We start from the raw sequence: 15222 nt of genomic DNA, 5'->3' as shown, positions 1-15222 counted from the left end.
GCGCACGTATCGTGCTCTTTAATCTAGGCGCTCGCGTCCGCATCCCCCAATAGGCTTTTTCAATCCGCGCGATAGCGGCAAGGCCCAGGCCGCGCCGCGAGCGGCGGATCACGCGTCCGTTGCCCGCTTCAGCAGCAATTCCCTTTCGCGCTCGTTACGGGTCAATTCGGCCGCGCGGCGAAATTCCGCCTTTGCTTCATCGGCCCGGCCGAGCTTCGCGAGCAGGTCGCCGCGCACGCTCGGCAGCCAGTGATAACGCGCGAGCGCCGGATCGTCGCGCAGCACGTCGACGATTTCCAGCGCCGCCGCCGGCCCGAACGCCATCCCCACCGCCACCGCGCGGTTCAGCTCGACGACCGGCGACGGCGCGACTTCGGCAAGCGCGTCGTACAACGCGACGATCTGCGCCCAGTCCGTTTCCGATGCATGCCGCGCACGCGCATGACACGCCGCCAGTGCGGCCTGCAGCGCATATGGGCCGCGCACGCCGCCGAGCTTCGCCGCCCGGTCGAGCGCGGCGAGGCCGCGCCGGATCAGCAGCGGATCCCAGCGGCTGCGGTCCTGGTCGAGCAGCAGCACGGGCCGCCCTTGCGCGTCGGTGCGCGCATGCATCCGCGACGCCTGCAGTTCCATCAGCGCGACCAGCCCGAGCACCTCGCTTTCGTCCGGCATCAGCCCGGCCAGCACGCGGCCGAGGCGCAGCGCCTCGTCGCACAGCGCCGGGCGCGTCCAGTCGTCGCCGGACGTCGCCGCGTGGCCTTCGTTGAACACCAGGTAGATCACTTCGAGCACCGACGCGAGCCGCGCGGGGCGCGCATCCGCGGCCGGCACCTCGAACGGCACGCGCGCAGCGGCGAGCGTGCGCTTCGCGCGCACGATGCGCTGCGCGATCGTCGGTTCCGGCGACAGGAACGCACGCGCGATTTCGCTTGTGGTCAACCCGCCAAGCAGCCGTAGCGTCAGCGCGACACGCGCATCGGTCGACAACACCGGGTGGCACGACGTGAAGATCAGCCGCAGCAGATCGTCGCCGATATCGTCTTCGCGCGCATCGGCGAGCGCGTCCGCGATGTCGGGGACGACATGCGCTTCGAGCGCGTCCATCTCATGGCCGAGCTGGTCGCGCTTCGCGGCGTGCAGCGACTCCTGCCGGACCCGGTCGAGCGCGCGCCGCTTCACGGCCGTCATCAGCCACGCGGCCGGGTTGTCGGGCACGCCGTCGACTGGCCAGTGCTCGAGCGCCGCGACGAGCGTGTCCTGCGCAAGCTCCTCGGCCACGCCGACGTCGCGCACCACGCGGGCGGCGCGAGCGATGATCTTCGGCGCCTCGATTCGCCAGACGGCCTCGATCGCACGATGGGTCGCCTCGAGCGTCACGACGCCGCCCCGTGCGCGGCCGCGCCCAACTGCGCGCACAGGCCCCACTCATGGCCGTCCGGGTCCGCAAACTCGTGGGTGTACATGCCCGCATCCGTTTGCGGCTCGCGCGGCACGGTGCCGCCGGCCGCGCGCGCCTTCACGACCATCGCATCGACGTCGGCCGGGCTCTCGCACGACAAGCACGGCAGCACCTGCACGTGCGTGGCCGGATCGACGATCGTCTTGCCGGTGAAACTTTGGAACAACGGCCGCTCGAGCAGCATTACGAGGATCGCGTCGCTGACCCGGACGCAGACCGAACGGTCGCTCGTATAGGCCGGCACGACGTCGAAGCCCAGCCCGACGTAGAACGCGCTCGCGCGCGGCAGATCAGCCACCGGCAGGCTGAGGAAGATCGTTCGATGCATGACGGTCGCTCCCGGCGAAAGCGGCTTCATGCGGCGTGGCCGCGCCCGACGTTGAGGTCGCGGAACCGCTCGACCGCTTCGCTCGGCGTCAGGTCGTCGAGTTCGAACAGCGGCCGCACCTCGATCTCGCATTCCATCTCCGCGCCGAACGGCGCCGGGAACCGGCGAGTCCATTCGAGCGCTTCGTCGCGCGAGCGCACCTGGATCAGCGTATAGCCGGCAATCAGTTCCTTCGTCTCCGCGAACGGCCCGTCGACCACCGTGCCCTTGCCGTTGGTGTACCGCACGCGCCATCCGCGCGCGCTGGGCCGCAGCCCGTTCGCATCGAGCAGCACGCCTGCCTTCGCCAGTTCCTCGTGATAGGCCGTCATCGCCTCGACCAGCCGGTTGTCCGGCAAAGCGTCGGATTCGCTCACGGCGTTCGCCCGGATCATGATCATGAATCGCATCGTTGACTCCTTGTCGTCGGTGAAAAGCGGCGTCCGTTCATCGGCGCCTCATACGGACGACGGGCGGCAGACCGCAGGATCGACGTGCAGCCCGACGAATCAGGGTTAACACCGAAAAACGGGCGTCACAGGAAGCAAGGGCCGACCGCACGCACTTCGACCGTGCACCATTGCGCGGCCGGGCACTGGCGCGCGATCTCGATCGCTTCGTCGCGCGTATCGACGTCGACGATGAAGAAGCCGCCGACCATTTCCTTCGCCTCGGCGAACGGGCCGTCGACGAGGCGCGTCTCGCCGTCGCGCACCTGCACGCGCGTCGCGCGCTCGGAACGCTCCAGCGACTCGACGCCGCGCAGCACGCCGCGCGCTTTCAGCGTCTCGGCGAAATCGACCATCCGCGCATAGAGCGCCTGGCCCTCTTCGAGCGTGCGTTCGGCGCGCTGGCCGGTCGGTTCGACAATCAACAGCATGTACGACATGGAGATCTCCTGAGGGGCCGCGTGCAAGCGTTCGGAGCGCGCGCCGGAATGACGCGCCAGATGCGAAGCGTAACAGCCCTGGCGCGCTCTGCCGCCATCGTTGGCCATTCGGCATTGGCCTGATGGCCATTTCGTCCGCAGCACGCGATTTTGCCGTCAAGATGCTTTCCCGAACTTGCGAATTTTCTTCCTGGGGAACGCTCCATGTCACGCCTGTCACCGCCGCTCGCGGTCGCGTTCGCCGCGTCGCTCGCCCTGTGCGTCGCGTCCGCCGTCGCCGCGCTGCCGCTCAACGCCGGCTGCGGCGGCGCGACAATGGCAATCGCCGACATCCGGCACCCCGACGGCCGCTCGCCGCTGGACGGCCGCACCACGTCGATCGAGGCGGTCGTCACCGCCGCCTTCAACGGCGCCGGCGGCTTCCGCGGGTTTTTCGTCCAGCAGGCGGACGCGCAGCGGCGGCATCGGCCCGGCGTCCCGGAAGGGCTGTTCGTCTACGCGCCGCATGCGCGCGTCCGTCCGGGCGAGCTCGTGCACGTGACGGGCAGGATCGAGCACAAATACGGCCGCACGCAGCTGACGCTGGCGGGCCGCGCAACCGTGTGCGCACGCGGGCAGACCGTCACGCCTGCATCGCTGACGCTGCCGGTCGACAACGACGCCGTGTTCGCCGCACATGAGGGCATGCGCGTGCGTTTTGCGCAAACGCTGACGGTCAGCGATACCAGCGAACTGGGTCGCTACGGCAGCGTCGTGCTCAGCCACGGCCGGCTGTATGCGCCCACTCACGTCGGCCCGCCGGCCGAAGCCGCCGCGCAGGCGGCGATCAATGCACGCAACCGGATCGTGCTCGACGACGGCTCGAGCCGCGTGAACCCCGCGACCGCCCGATATCCGCCCCCCGCCCTCAGTGCGGCCAACACGCTGCGCGCGGGCTACACGGTGCGCGGCGTCGACGGCGTGCTGGAGAAGCGTTACGGCCGTTGGCGGCTGCAGCCCGTCGCGGCGTCGGCTCCGGTATTCGACGCCGCGCCGAACCCGCGGACCGCCGCGCCCGCGCGGCATCCCGACGCCGACGTGCGCGTCGTGTCGTTCAACGTGTTCAACTACTTCAATGGCGACGGCGCGGGCGGCTTCGACGAGCCGGCCAACCGCGGCGCGAAGACGCACGCCGCGTTCGCGCGACAGGAAGCGAAGATCGTCGCCGCGCTACGAGCGCTGCACGCCGACGTGATCGGCCTGATGGAGATCGCGAACAATGGCTACGGTGAAGCAAGCGCCGTGCAGCGGCTCGCGGCCCGGCTTGGCGACGGCTGGCGCGCGGTCGAACCCGGCACCGCGCGGCTCGGGCGCGATGCGATCGCCGTTGCACTGCTGTACGACAGCCGGACGATCGAGGCGACCGGGCGCGCGACGAGCGTCGCGCTCGACGGCCGCAACCGGCCGCCGCTTGCGCAGACGTTCCGACGCATCGGCGGCACCCGCGCGTTCACGGTCGCGGTCAATCACCTGAAGTCGAAGAACTGCTCGCGCGCCGCCGGCGCCGATCTCGATCAATCGGACGGCCAAGGCTGCTGGAACGCGACGCGCACGCGCGCGGCCGAGCGCATCGCCGCGTGGCTCGCGACGACGCCGACCGGCGCCGCGGCCGACGGCGTGCTGCTGCTCGGCGATCTGAACAGCTACACGCACGAAGACCCGTTGCGCGCGCTCGCAGCGCACGGGTACACGAACCTCGTGGCCCGCTTCGCCGGTCATGGCGGCTACAGCTACGTATTCCGCGGCGTAGCGGGCAACCTCGATCACGCGCTCGCGAGCTCGCGGCTTGCCGCCCGCGTGAGGGCCGCGCAGACCTGGCACATCAACGCCGATGAACCGGCCGCGCTCCAATCCGTGCCCGATTACAAAACCGCGGCGCAAAGGGCAGCCTATTACGCACCCGATCCATACCGGTCATCGGACCACGACCCCGTCGTCATCGACCTGGCACTGGACGAAGGCGCGGTCTGCCCCGTCCCGGGCACGAAGTGTGCTCCAGCACGCCATGGCGATTAGTGCAATTGCATCAACAGAACGCGTGCAACGGCACTATTTACCTGATTGGCCAGGCGACGCCATATTTACCGGACTTTCGCGTCGCGCAGCGGCCTCGTCGTGCTGCTACTCGCGATTGCGAAATTTTTTCAATCGCCGCCGCGCCCCGTGCGGCGGGGCTTCCCGGGAAACTTGCCGGCGAATTGAAAATTTGTCTCGAAACTCAATTGGCTGATGTGAATCACACTGGTTGCTGGGATTCGTCTTATCTTCAAATTGGCCTGCAATCTGGGGCTGCAAATCAAATCGAAGGAGGATAAACACCATGGCGCTCACCGACTCGATCGAACACAAGCTGGACCGCGGCCTGTCCGACATCCGTCGCACCGGCCGGCGCGTGGGACGCACGACGCGCGCAGCTGCCCGCGATCTGCATGCAGACGTGACCGACGATCTGCGCGGGCTCGTCGACGAACTCGAAGACCTGCTGAAGAACGATGGCGACGGCGATATCGCCGCGCTGCGCAAGCGGGTGCAGGCGCGCCTCGACGAGGCGCGCAGCACGCTCGACTACGCGTCGGGCACCGCGGCCGCCCGGCTGCGTGAATCGGCCGAGCGCGTATCGCAAGCCGTGCACGACAACCCGTGGCAGACCGCGGGCGTCGTCGCGGGTCTCGCATTCGTCGCGGGCCTGCTCCTGTCCCGCCGTTGAGCGGGTTCACCCGGTTCGTCCTCAACCCGACAACGAAGGAGAAACGCCATGCAGAAGTCCCTCGCCCTGAAAGCCGCCGCAGCTGTGATGCTCGGCAGTCTCGCCCTTGCCGGTTGCACGACCACGCCCGACAAGCCCGACACCGCGGCGGCCAGCGCATCGAAACGGCAGTCGATCGACGCCAGCGTAAACGCGACGCTGTCGCGCCTCTATTCGACGGTGCCCGGTTCGCGTGACCTCGTGTCGAAGGCGCGCGGCGTGCTGGTGTTCCCGAACGTGCTGCAGGCCGGCTTCATCGTCGGCGCGCAATCCGGCAACGGCGCGCTGCGCGTCGGCGGCAGCACCGTCGGGTACTACAACACGTCGTCGCTGTCGGTCGGCCTGCAGGCGGGCGCGCAGTCGAAGGCAGTCGTGTTCCTGTTCATGACGCAGGACGCGCTCGACACGTTCCGCAAGTCCGACGGCTGGTCGGCAGGCGCCGACGCGTCGGTCGCGGTCGTGAAGGTCGGCGCGAACGGCGCGGTCGACACCAATACGGCCACCGCGCCGGTCGAGGTGCTGGTGCTGACCAATGCCGGCCTGATGGGCGACCTGTCGGTGAACGGCACCAAGGTCACCAAGCTCAACATCTGACGCTCATGCGCGGCACTGCCGCGCCTGCGTCCCGGCAACGCCGCGGCTCCGGCCGCGGCGTTTTCGCATGTGCCGCACGCAGCGGCTATGATGGCGGCACCTTTGCGGGCATACTGCCGTTCGGGCCGCCACGCCGCGCGCTTCGCCGCGAATGCGTGCCGTTCGCGAGCCGATCGCGCCCGTAGCAACGAGATTCAATCAAACCGGACAACAATCTGCGCGAACCTTCCATGGACAGCGGACACGATCACCAAAAATTCTTCTATTTCCTGTTGTTCGCGGTCACCGTCGGACTGTGCTGGATCCTCGCGCCGTTCTCCGGAGCCGTGTTCTGGGGCACCATTCTCGCGATCCTGTTCCAGCCGGTGCAACGCTGGCTCGCCGCACGCTTCGGCAAGCGGCGCAACCTGGCGGCGCTCGTGACGATGTCGCTGATCATCCTGATCGTGATCCTGCCGCTCGTGTTCGTCATGGCGACGCTCGTGCAGGAAATCGCGTACGTGTACCAGCAGCTCAAGGACGCACCGCCGAATTATTCGCAATACGTCCACGACATCTTTCACGCGCTGCCGACGTCGATCCAGCACCTGCTGCAGAAGTACGGGCTGTCCAACGTCCCCGGCATCCAGAAAAAGCTGACCGACGGCGCCGCGCAGATCAGCCAGTTCGCGGCAGCGCAGGCGCTCAGCATCGGCCAGAACACGTTCCAGTTCGTCGTCAGCTTCGGCGTGATGCTGTACATGGTGTTCTTTCTGCTGCGCGACGGCGGCGAAATCGGCCGGCGCGTGCGCCGCGCGATTCCGCTCGACGAGGAGCACAAGAACCTGCTGCTCGCGAAGTTCACGACGGTTGTGCGCGCAACCGTGAAGGGCAATATCGCGGTCGCGCTCGTGCAAGGCGCGCTCGGCGGGCTGATTTTCTGGATCCTCGGGATCGAGGGCGTCGTGCTGTGGGGCGCGCTGATGGCGTTCCTGTCGCTGCTGCCGGCAATCGGCGCGAGCCTCGTGTGGGTGCCCGCCGCGCTCTACTTTCTCGCGACCGGGTCGATCTGGAAATGCGTGATTCTCGTTGCCTTCTGCGTCGGCGTGATCGGCCTCGTCGACAACCTGCTGCGCCCGATCCTCGTCGGCAAGGACACGAAGATGCCCGACTGGGTCGTGCTGATCTCGACGCTCGGCGGAATGGCGCTGTTCGGCATCAACGGCTTCGTGATCGGGCCGCTCGTCGCCGCATTGTTCATGGCGAGCTGGGATATCTACGCACGCGCCGAACAAGGCGAGTGACGCGGCGCGCGGCTGCGCCGCGCCCGCACATGATCGTGTGCGACCGTGTTACGGATGACGGATTCTGATCACGACGGGCGCCACGGCGCCCGTCTCGCTTTCCGGCGCCGGCCCGGCCACCGTCAACACGCCGCCATCGGGACCGACACGATGTGTGCGGTCCAGTGCCAGCCACACGCTCCGATCGCTTCGTGCGTCGCGCCACGTCGCGCGGATCACCCCACTGCGCCGCAACGGTCGGCCGTCCGGCCGCACGAGCGCCACCTCCACGCCCGGCAGCCCGCGGCCGTGCGCGTCGAAGCGCAGCGTCGCGGTCGCGCCTTCGACTACGTCGCTCGACGGCGCTTCGAACGTCACGTCGTACAGATCGACGAGCGCACCGGTAAACCGGACGATGCCATCCGCATTCCCGCGCTCGGCCGCACCGGCAGCGGCCATCGCGCACGCCGCGCCCATTCCGGTCGCGACTGCCCGCAGCTTGCCGCCGACGCGCCGCATCGTTCGCGCGCGCACCGCCGTCGATGCCGCCTGCCCTGCCTTCGTTCGCATGTGGAGCCTCCGTTTTTGCCGCGCAAAAAAACGGCGGCGTGACGCGGAGGTCACGCCGCCGTTTGCCGATAATCACTTTAAGGAGACCGCTCGGAACAAGATATGGGACGAATCCTAAATCGATGCCCGCTGGTTCGAACTCAACGCAGGAGTACGCGTGCGCTCAAGCTTGCGGATCGACGCGCAGCACAAGCTTGCCGCGATGATCGCCGTCGAACAGCCGATTGAGCACGTCGGGGGCGTTCTCGAGCCCGTCGGCAACCGTTTCCTCGGCCTTGAGCCGGCCGTCGCGCAGCCAGCCGGCAAGCGTCTGCACCGCTTCTCGGCTCTTGCGATAGTCGAGGATCAGGAAGCCGCGCATCGTGATCCGCTTCGAGATCAGCACGCCGACGTCGTCCGCCGCGCGGCCGCTGTTGTAGTTCGAGATCACGCCGCACAGCGCGACACGCCCGCCGATCACCATCCGTGACAACACCGCGCGCATCACCTCGCCGCCGACGTTTTCGAAGTTCACGTGCACGCCATCCGGCGTCGCCGCCTTCAGTTGCTCACGGAAATCGGCAGCCTTGTAGTCGACGGCCGCGTCGAAGCCGAGCGTCTCCGTCAGGTAGCGGCACTTGTCCGCGCCGCCCGCGATGCCCACCACGCGCGCGCCGTGAATCTTGCCGATCTGGCCGGCAATCGAGCCGACCGATCCCGCCGCCGCCGACACGACGAGCGTCTCGCCCGGCTGCACCGGCGCGATGTCGGTCAGCCCGTAGTACGCGGTCAGCCCGCTCATCCCGCACGCGCCGAGCATCGTCGGCAGCGGCAGGCCCGACTGCGCGGGCAGCTTCACGAGCTGTGCGGCCTGCTCGGCCGGCACCACCGCGTAATCCTGCCAGCCGACGAGCCCTTGCACGAGATCGCCTTCGGCGAAATCCGCGTGGCGCGACGCGACCACGCGCCCGATGCCGAGCGCGCGCATCACCTCGCCGATCGCGACGGGCGGCAGGTATTGCGGCACGTCGCTCATCCACACGCGATTGGTCGGATCCATCGACAGATACAGCACGCGGACGAGCACTTCGCCGTCGGCGAGCGCCGGCACCGGCGTTTCGACCAATGAAAAATGTTCGCGGCCGACCCGCCCTTCGGGGCGCGTCTTCAACAGCAGTTGGCGGTTCATGGGTGTCGCCACGATGTTCTCCTCCGGTAGTTGGGTTCGCTGCGCGTCAGACCGCGCACATGCCGCCATCGATCACGAGTTCGGCGGCCGTCACGAAGCGGCTCTCGTCGGATGCCAGGTAGACGGCCGCATACGCGACGTCGTCCGGATCGCCGAGCCGGCGCAGCGGAATGCCGCGCGCGAGCTTGCGTGTCGCGTCGCGTTCGCCAAGCGACTGGAACAGCGGCTCGACGATCCCTGTGCGAATGAACGCCGGGTGGATCGAGTTGCAGCGCACATCCAGCTCGCGGCGCGCGCAGTCGATCGCGACCGACTTCGTCAGCGACGCCACCGCCGCCTTCGACGCGTTGTAAGCGGTGAAGTCCGGCTCGACCTTGAACGCGGCCACCGACGAGATGTTGATGATCGATGCGGGATGGCTCTCGGCCAGATACGACAGCGCATGCTTGCAGCCGAGCACGATGCTTTCGACGTTGATCGCCATCACGCGCCGCCACTCGTCGAGCTCGATCTGCGCGGGCGAGCCGATCGACCCGACACCCGCGTTGTTGACGAGCACCGACAGCCCGCCCATTGCATCGACCGCCTGCGCGAGCAGCGACTGCCAGCGCGCTTCGTCACGCACGTCCTGCGTGGCCGCGAACGCGACCGGCACTGCGTGCCCCGCATTGAGTTCCTCAGCGAACGCGTCGAGCACTGCCGCGTCGGCGACGTCGGTCAGGAACACGCGCGCGCCCTGCTCGACCATCCTGCGCGCGATCGCGCGGCCGAGGCCGCCGGCGGCGCCCGTGATGTACGCGCACTTGCCCGCGAGACGCGGGGAAACGACTGTCATGGAAACTTGCTCCTTTCGTGGATCGTCGAGGCGGACCGGTGCCGGAACGGCGGTTGCCGTGCGCGGGCCGACGGCCGCGGATTGCGCGAGTATAACGAGCCTGGGTTGCCGTGCCGGACAAACCGCGCCCAGCCGCTCCGAGCGCCGGACGATCGCCAGCGTACGCGAATGCGACCTATCGATGAAATGAATATTGGTAATGCCCGGTCATAGGCGCTTCTGATGACTTCCACGCCGGAACCGGTGAACCGAAGACCGCAAGACCGGCTGGCCATGACCGCGCAGCGCGCCCGATCGATCGACGCGCATACCGGCTCCACGCTAGCCGAACGCCCGCCGGCGCCGGCGAGGAAGCGAATGGAATAGACCAGGGAACGGCCACCGGGCGACGGCGCAGCCGTGGCCCGGTGGCCGATGGCTCCGTTGAGTCCTCGGGCAAGCGCGTCAGAACCCGTCGCCGGACGTGCGCAGGAACGCGCAGAACTGAGGAGAATGCGTGTCGATCATCTGCTGGAACGGCGCACGATGGCCGTATGCGATGCCCGACACGAGCAGCAGACAGAGGGCCGCGATCCGCGGCGCGAACGGTCGCTTCGGCACCCGGGCGTACGCGTGCAGAAACGCCAGCGCGACCGCAGCGCCAAGCAGCCAGCCGACGACGACTTCGGGCGTCGTGTGCGAATGGTCGAGCACGCGCGCGACGGCCGTTACCGCCCCGACGGCGAGGCCGGCCAGCGCGCCGGGCGTGTTGCCGGGGCGAAACGCCTGCCACATCATCGACAGCGCGACGGTCCATACGGACGTCGACATCATCGTGTGGCCGCTGATCACACGGAAGTCGAACTGCGGGAGTTCGATCCCGCAGCCCGCATAGAGAATCTTGGTCGCGCCGACCAGGCTCATGCCGGCCGCGAGCAGCACGACCCAACGCAACGCGAGCCGCCAGTTCGACAGCGCGAGCCAGACCGCGCAGGTGAGCGCGACCGGCAGGGTCAGTGCGGCATCGCCTATGTTGCTGATTTCACTCCACATGACGGACTTCGAACGGCCGGAGAAAGGCCGCAGTTTAACGCAAGCCGGCCCGGCGCCTGTTTCAGCCTGTGACAGGCTGTATCAGCCCGCGACACCCGTAATCAGCAGCAGGTTCGTACCCGTGATGACGACGAACAGCGCCCACGCGGCGATCTGCATTTTGCGGCCGATCGCATGCTCGCCCATCGTGTTGCGATCGCTGACCGATCTGATCAGCGGCCACATCGCGAACGGCAGTTGCAGGCTCAGCAGCACCTGGCTCCACACGAGCAGTTGCCCGACCGAGTTTTCGCCGAGCCACAGCACGCCGATCAGCGCCGGCACCAGCGCGAGCCCGCGCGTGATCAGCCGGCGCTGGTAGCACGGGATCTTCGTATGGAGGAAGCCGTCCATGATCACCTGGCCGGCGATCGTGCCCGTCAGCGTCGAACTCTGCCCGGACGCGAGCAGCGCGATGCCGAACAGCAGCGCGGCCGCGCCGCCGGCGATCGGCGTGATCAACCGGTAGGCCTGCTCGATGTCGGTCACGTTGTGCTGCCCGGTCGCATGGAACGCGGCGCCTGCGACGATCAGGATCGCCGCGTTGACGAGCATCGCGACGAACAGCGACACGCAGGTATCGATGCGCACCAGCGCGAGCGTGTCGCGGATCAGGCCGCGTGCGCCGCCGACCACGTGGCGCGTCTGCACGACCGACGAATGCAGATACAGGTTGTGCGGCATGATCGTCGCGCCGACGATGCCGAGCGCGAGCACGATCGCGTCCTTGCGGTCGTGGCCGGGATCTCCGGGCACGAGCCCGGTCGCGACCGCATGCCAGTCGGGCGGCGTGATCGCGACCTGTGCGACGAAGCAGAACGCCATCGTCGCGATCAGCCCGAGCACGATCGCCTCGATTTGCCGGACGCCCTTGCCCTGCAGGCCGAGCACGATCACCGTGTCGAGCGCGGTGAGCACGATGCCCCATGCGAGCGGCACGCCGAGCAGCAGCTTGAACGCGAGCGCGCAGCCGAGCACTTCGGCGATGTCGCACGCGATGATCGACACTTCGGCGGTAACCCACTGCAACACGCGCCCGAACGGACCGTAGCGGTCGTAGCTGGCCTGCGCGAGGTCCTTGCCGGCCACGAGGCCGAGCCGCGCGGCGAGCATCTGCAGGAAGATCGCGGCGACGCTCGAGAACGCGACGACCCACAGCAGCGAATAGCCGAACTGCGAGCCGGCCTGGATGTCGGTCGCCCAGTTGCCGGGATCCATGTAGCCGATCGCAACCAGCAGGCCCGGGCCGAAGAAGCGCTTGAGCTTCATCCAGCGCGACGCGCCGGCGTCGATCGTGATGCTGCCCTTTACTTCCGACGGGCAGAAAGGGGCGGTGGCGGTGGTGGGGAGGAGGGGCATGGGGTGGAACGCCGTCGATAATGCCCCGATTGTACGGAAAGGCGGCGGCTCCGTGGCCGCCGCCTGGAATGCCCGTGCACGGTTCAGTGGCCGGTACGCCCCGTCGGCATGCCGCGCGGCCGTGCCCCGAATCGCGCGCGCACGAGCATCCACGCGAATCGGCTGTTCGTCGTCCAGTAACGTCTCCACATCCGTTTCGGCTCCTGAAGCACCCGAAACAGCCATTCGAGACCCGCGTTCTGCATCCAGATTGGCGCACGTCGAACTTTGCCAGCGACGACATCGAAGGTGCCGCCCACCCCCATGACAAAATCGACGCCGAGTTCCGCCCTCCACCGATTGATGAAATTCTCCTTGCGCGGTGACGTGATCGCGACGAAAAGCAGCCTTGCACCGGACGCGCGGATCATGGATACCACTGCCTCCTCGTCGTCCCAGAAATATCCGTGGTGAATCCCGGCGATCTTCAAGCACGGATATTTTCTTTCGATCGCCAACGCCGCCCCGGTTACAACTGCATCGGTTGCGCCAAGCATGAAGACCGGCAACGCGTCATCCTGCGCCATTCGCAGCAACCGGTCGAACAGGTCGATGCCGGCGACGCGCTCGTCCACCGCGTGGCCGAGCGCGCGCGCGCCCCACACCACGCCCATGCCGTCGATGTTGATGATGTCGCACGCCTTCACCGATCCGGCCAGGTCCGGGTCAGCCTGCATATTGACCAGCTTGGCAACGTTGACGACCACGTGCTGGGTAAACTGCCGGCGAGCAATGCGATTGCGGATCAGTTCGACTGTCTCCGACATGGTCGCGACGTCCATCGGACAACCAAACAGCTCGATGCGTTTCATAGGACTTCCGGTTCGGAAAGGTAAGTGTGCGCTGCGTCTTCGGCGTGAACGCGGTTCGCGAGCAATTCGATCGCGTAGAACGCCCATGCCTGGGTCCATCGCAAATAATCGACCCGGTTCGTGAAGCGGGCGTTGCGCTGGTAGACGAAGCGGCCCTTGTCCGGCATGTAGAGCGTCTCTACCGCCCGCTCGAATACGCGCACGGCCAACGCGTAGTCCACGTCCGACGTCGAGACGGTCAGCAACGTGATCAGTGCCTGCGCAACGGAGTGCATATCGAGCGGCCAGATCCTGTCGTCGTAATATTTGACGGTTCCATCGGCCAGAAAAAACGCGTGTCGATAGTACGCGAGCCCCTGATCGATCGATTCGGCGAACACCCGGGTTCGACACACGCGCTGCAGCCGATGCAGCGCCTCGAGGTTATAGCCGCTATGGAATCCATCGACAAAACCGTGATGGCTGCGCAAGCCGTACGCCCACGCACCGTCCGGTCGTTGCATCGAGGCCGTCAATCGTGCGGCAGCGATCGCGCGTTCTCGCATCGGCACGTCTCCGGTCCGCACTGCCGTCTCGGCCACGAACGCCGCACTCCACAAATTGGCGTTGTGAACGAACGCGCATTCGCCCGGGATATACGCGAAATAGCCCGAGCCTTGATGCGGCACATAAAGCGTATCGAGAAAATGACCTGCATCGACCGCCGCATCGATGAATCGCGCCTCACCGGTGACGTCGCCAAGCGCGTACAACGCACGCGCGACATAGCAGGTGCTGATCGCATTCGGTGTTCCGACCGGCACGAAGAATGCCCTGGCAGCCCAGTCGAAGTGATAGCCCCACGCGCTATGGCGCCAGCGCTCGCGGTCTACGCGCTGCTGCAGCAGCCAGTCGCCGAGCGTGAGCGCCTCGTCGACACTCGCCCCGTCGCCGATGCGCCGTTCGCGCTCGAGCAGACCGAGCACGATGAGGGCGACGCCCTTGGGATTGCGCATTCTCGGAACACCGAGAAGCTGCCTGAAGTTGAACGGACTGCGCTTGTGCAACTGCAGCCACGCAATGCTGGCAAACGGCAGTTTCGACAACCCGGTGTATCTGAACAGCCGGCTGTTCAACCCGTCGAACGGGTCGTGGCCGGCATACGCGTGCCGACGGCAGTGGGCCAGCACGGCCTCCGACACCTGCGCGGGATCAAGTCGGGCGCTCATCGCTTGGCCTTCCTGTCGCCAATCGCGACCTTGCCGAAGTACAGCGTTACGACGGTCACGTCCGACGGGTCTTTCTGCCAGCCCGGTTTATACACGCCCAACTTCAGATAAGCGCTCACGTCGCCCGGATATGCATTCGGCTTCCCGCTTCCGTCGAAGACGCTTGTGCCGTTTTTCCACAGGTGCGTGATCGCATGCTCGCCGCTTGCATCGGGCGTGTACTGAAGGACCCAGTCGACCCATTTACCCCGATCATCGGATGCGCAGCAAAGGCGTCCGCCGAATCCGTGGAGGGTATTGGTTCCGCCGCGCACGGAAAATGTGTACTCGTTGCCCAGCAGCGTCAGCATGAATGGCGGCGATCCGACCAGGCCGCTCTGATGTATCTGCGTGATGATCTCCATCTGTTGAGAATCAAATGCAAAGTCGCGCGGCAGATACGTGCGCCACCAAATCAGATAATCATGCCCGGGAGCAAAGACGACGTCGCGAGGCAACGTGAATTCCGCGCGCGGCGATCCATTGATCAGATACGTGAAATCCTCGCTCTTTTGAATCTGCACACGAATCGAACGACGTGTGGGATTCGCCGGATCCGCCACCCACGTGACATCCGAGTGCCGCACGGCCTGAATTTCGATGTCGCCGATTCCGTTTTGCCAATCGTTCGTGTAAATCGACCGATAGGATTCGACATGCACCGATTTCGTGAAATCCGACGCAGACGCCATCGCGTCGGACACAGCCGTCAAGCCAATACATGCTGCCACCAGCGCGCGTCGAAAATCCCGCTTCGCATTCATA

Annotated in this window: 17 protein-coding genes; 5 read left to right on the top strand and 12 right to left on the bottom strand. The window is 66.8% G+C overall.

The window, feature by feature from the left end; genetic code table 11:
- Positions 1 to 108 precede the first annotated feature (108 nt).
- The 4 genes from KDW55_RS18520 to KDW55_RS18505 form a co-directional block, all read right to left on the bottom strand.
- On the bottom strand, positions 109 to 1377 hold the full coding sequence (locus KDW55_RS18520) for an RNA polymerase sigma factor (RefSeq protein ID WP_040140992.1): 1269 nt from the start codon (positions 1375 to 1377) through the stop codon (positions 109 to 111).
- Positions 1374 to 1787, bottom strand: coding sequence for a VOC family protein (locus KDW55_RS18515; protein ID WP_040140990.1), 414 nt, complete (start codon positions 1785 to 1787; stop codon positions 1374 to 1376). Before KDW55_RS18515 ends, KDW55_RS18520 begins: the two co-directional genes overlap by 4 nt.
- A 26-nt stretch (positions 1788 to 1813) precedes the next feature.
- Positions 1814 to 2236, bottom strand: coding sequence for a YciI family protein (locus tag KDW55_RS18510; RefSeq protein WP_059545265.1), 423 nt, complete (start codon positions 2234 to 2236; stop codon positions 1814 to 1816).
- Between the two features lie 125 nt (positions 2237 to 2361).
- The gene (locus KDW55_RS18505) at positions 2362 to 2715 is read right to left on the bottom strand and encodes a YciI family protein (protein WP_040139312.1); all 354 of its coding nucleotides are present in this window, start codon (positions 2713 to 2715) and stop codon (positions 2362 to 2364) included.
- Positions 2716 to 2919: 204 nt separating this feature from the next.
- Here KDW55_RS18505 and KDW55_RS18500 point away from each other — a divergent pair, with 204 nt between their 5' ends.
- The 5 genes from KDW55_RS18500 to KDW55_RS18480 all read left to right on the top strand — a co-directional run bounded on the left by KDW55_RS18500 (position 2920) and on the right by KDW55_RS18480 (position 7377).
- The gene (locus tag KDW55_RS18500) at positions 2920 to 4770 is read left to right on the top strand and encodes an ExeM/NucH family extracellular endonuclease (RefSeq protein ID WP_212160461.1); all 1851 of its coding nucleotides are present in this window, start codon (positions 2920 to 2922) and stop codon (positions 4768 to 4770) included.
- Complete coding sequence (locus KDW55_RS18495) at positions 4770 to 5069, top strand: hypothetical protein (protein WP_212160462.1); 300 nt, start codon at positions 4770 to 4772, stop codon at positions 5067 to 5069. The genes KDW55_RS18500 and KDW55_RS18495 overlap by 1 nt, the downstream gene beginning before the upstream one ends.
- A gap of 5 nt (positions 5070 to 5074) precedes the next feature.
- Complete coding sequence (locus tag KDW55_RS18490) at positions 5075 to 5461, top strand: DUF883 family protein (protein ID WP_040139310.1); 387 nt, start codon at positions 5075 to 5077, stop codon at positions 5459 to 5461.
- A gap of 48 nt (positions 5462 to 5509) precedes the next feature.
- Positions 5510 to 6094: a YSC84-related protein gene (locus KDW55_RS18485; protein WP_040139309.1), complete on the top strand. Its 585-nt coding sequence runs from the start codon at positions 5510 to 5512 to the stop codon at positions 6092 to 6094.
- A 230-nt stretch (positions 6095 to 6324) separates the two neighbouring features.
- On the top strand, positions 6325 to 7377 hold the full coding sequence (locus KDW55_RS18480; protein WP_040139308.1) for an AI-2E family transporter: 1053 nt from the start codon (positions 6325 to 6327) through the stop codon (positions 7375 to 7377).
- A 48-nt stretch (positions 7378 to 7425) separates the two neighbouring features.
- Here KDW55_RS18480 and KDW55_RS18475 read toward each other — a convergent pair whose 3' ends face one another.
- From KDW55_RS18475 to KDW55_RS18440, 8 genes are all read right to left on the bottom strand, one after another.
- Entirely contained in the window at positions 7426 to 7926 is a 501-nt protein-coding gene (locus KDW55_RS18475) for a thioesterase (RefSeq protein ID WP_069242711.1), read from the bottom strand.
- Positions 7927 to 8089: 163 nt separating this feature from the next.
- Positions 8090 to 9106, bottom strand: a complete 1017-nt coding sequence (locus tag KDW55_RS18470) for an NADP-dependent oxidoreductase (protein ID WP_069242710.1) — start codon at positions 9104 to 9106, stop codon at positions 8090 to 8092.
- Positions 9107 to 9140: 34 nt separating this feature from the next.
- Positions 9141 to 9929, bottom strand: a complete 789-nt coding sequence (locus tag KDW55_RS18465; RefSeq protein ID WP_212160463.1) for an SDR family oxidoreductase — start codon at positions 9927 to 9929, stop codon at positions 9141 to 9143.
- A 444-nt stretch (positions 9930 to 10373) separates the two neighbouring features.
- Complete coding sequence (locus KDW55_RS18460; RefSeq protein ID WP_040139305.1) at positions 10374 to 10961, bottom strand: phosphatase PAP2 family protein; 588 nt, start codon at positions 10959 to 10961, stop codon at positions 10374 to 10376.
- An 81-nt stretch (positions 10962 to 11042) separates the two neighbouring features.
- A complete protein-coding gene (locus tag KDW55_RS18455) occupies positions 11043 to 12359 on the bottom strand; it encodes an Nramp family divalent metal transporter (protein ID WP_059545251.1) in 1317 nt (438 codons plus the stop codon).
- An 83-nt stretch (positions 12360 to 12442) separates the two neighbouring features.
- Positions 12443 to 13210, bottom strand: a complete 768-nt coding sequence (locus KDW55_RS18450; RefSeq protein ID WP_069242709.1) for a WecB/TagA/CpsF family glycosyltransferase — start codon at positions 13208 to 13210, stop codon at positions 12443 to 12445.
- Complete coding sequence (locus tag KDW55_RS18445; protein WP_349252606.1) at positions 13207 to 14391, bottom strand: aspartate-semialdehyde dehydrogenase; 1185 nt, start codon at positions 14389 to 14391, stop codon at positions 13207 to 13209. The genes KDW55_RS18450 and KDW55_RS18445 overlap by 4 nt, the downstream gene beginning before the upstream one ends.
- Before the next feature lie 23 nt (positions 14392 to 14414).
- Positions 14415 to 15221, bottom strand: coding sequence for a heparin lyase I family protein (locus tag KDW55_RS18440; protein WP_209822269.1), 807 nt, complete (start codon positions 15219 to 15221; stop codon positions 14415 to 14417).
- Between the last annotated feature and the right edge of the window lies 1 nt (position 15222).

The sequence above is a fragment of the Burkholderia sp. AU19243 genome (genome assembly GCF_018148075.1).
Taxonomy (GTDB): Bacteria; Pseudomonadota; Gammaproteobacteria; order Burkholderiales; family Burkholderiaceae; genus Burkholderia; species Burkholderia latens_A.
Note: the sequence above shows the minus strand (reverse complement) of the source record. Positions and strands in the feature narration are given on the sequence as shown.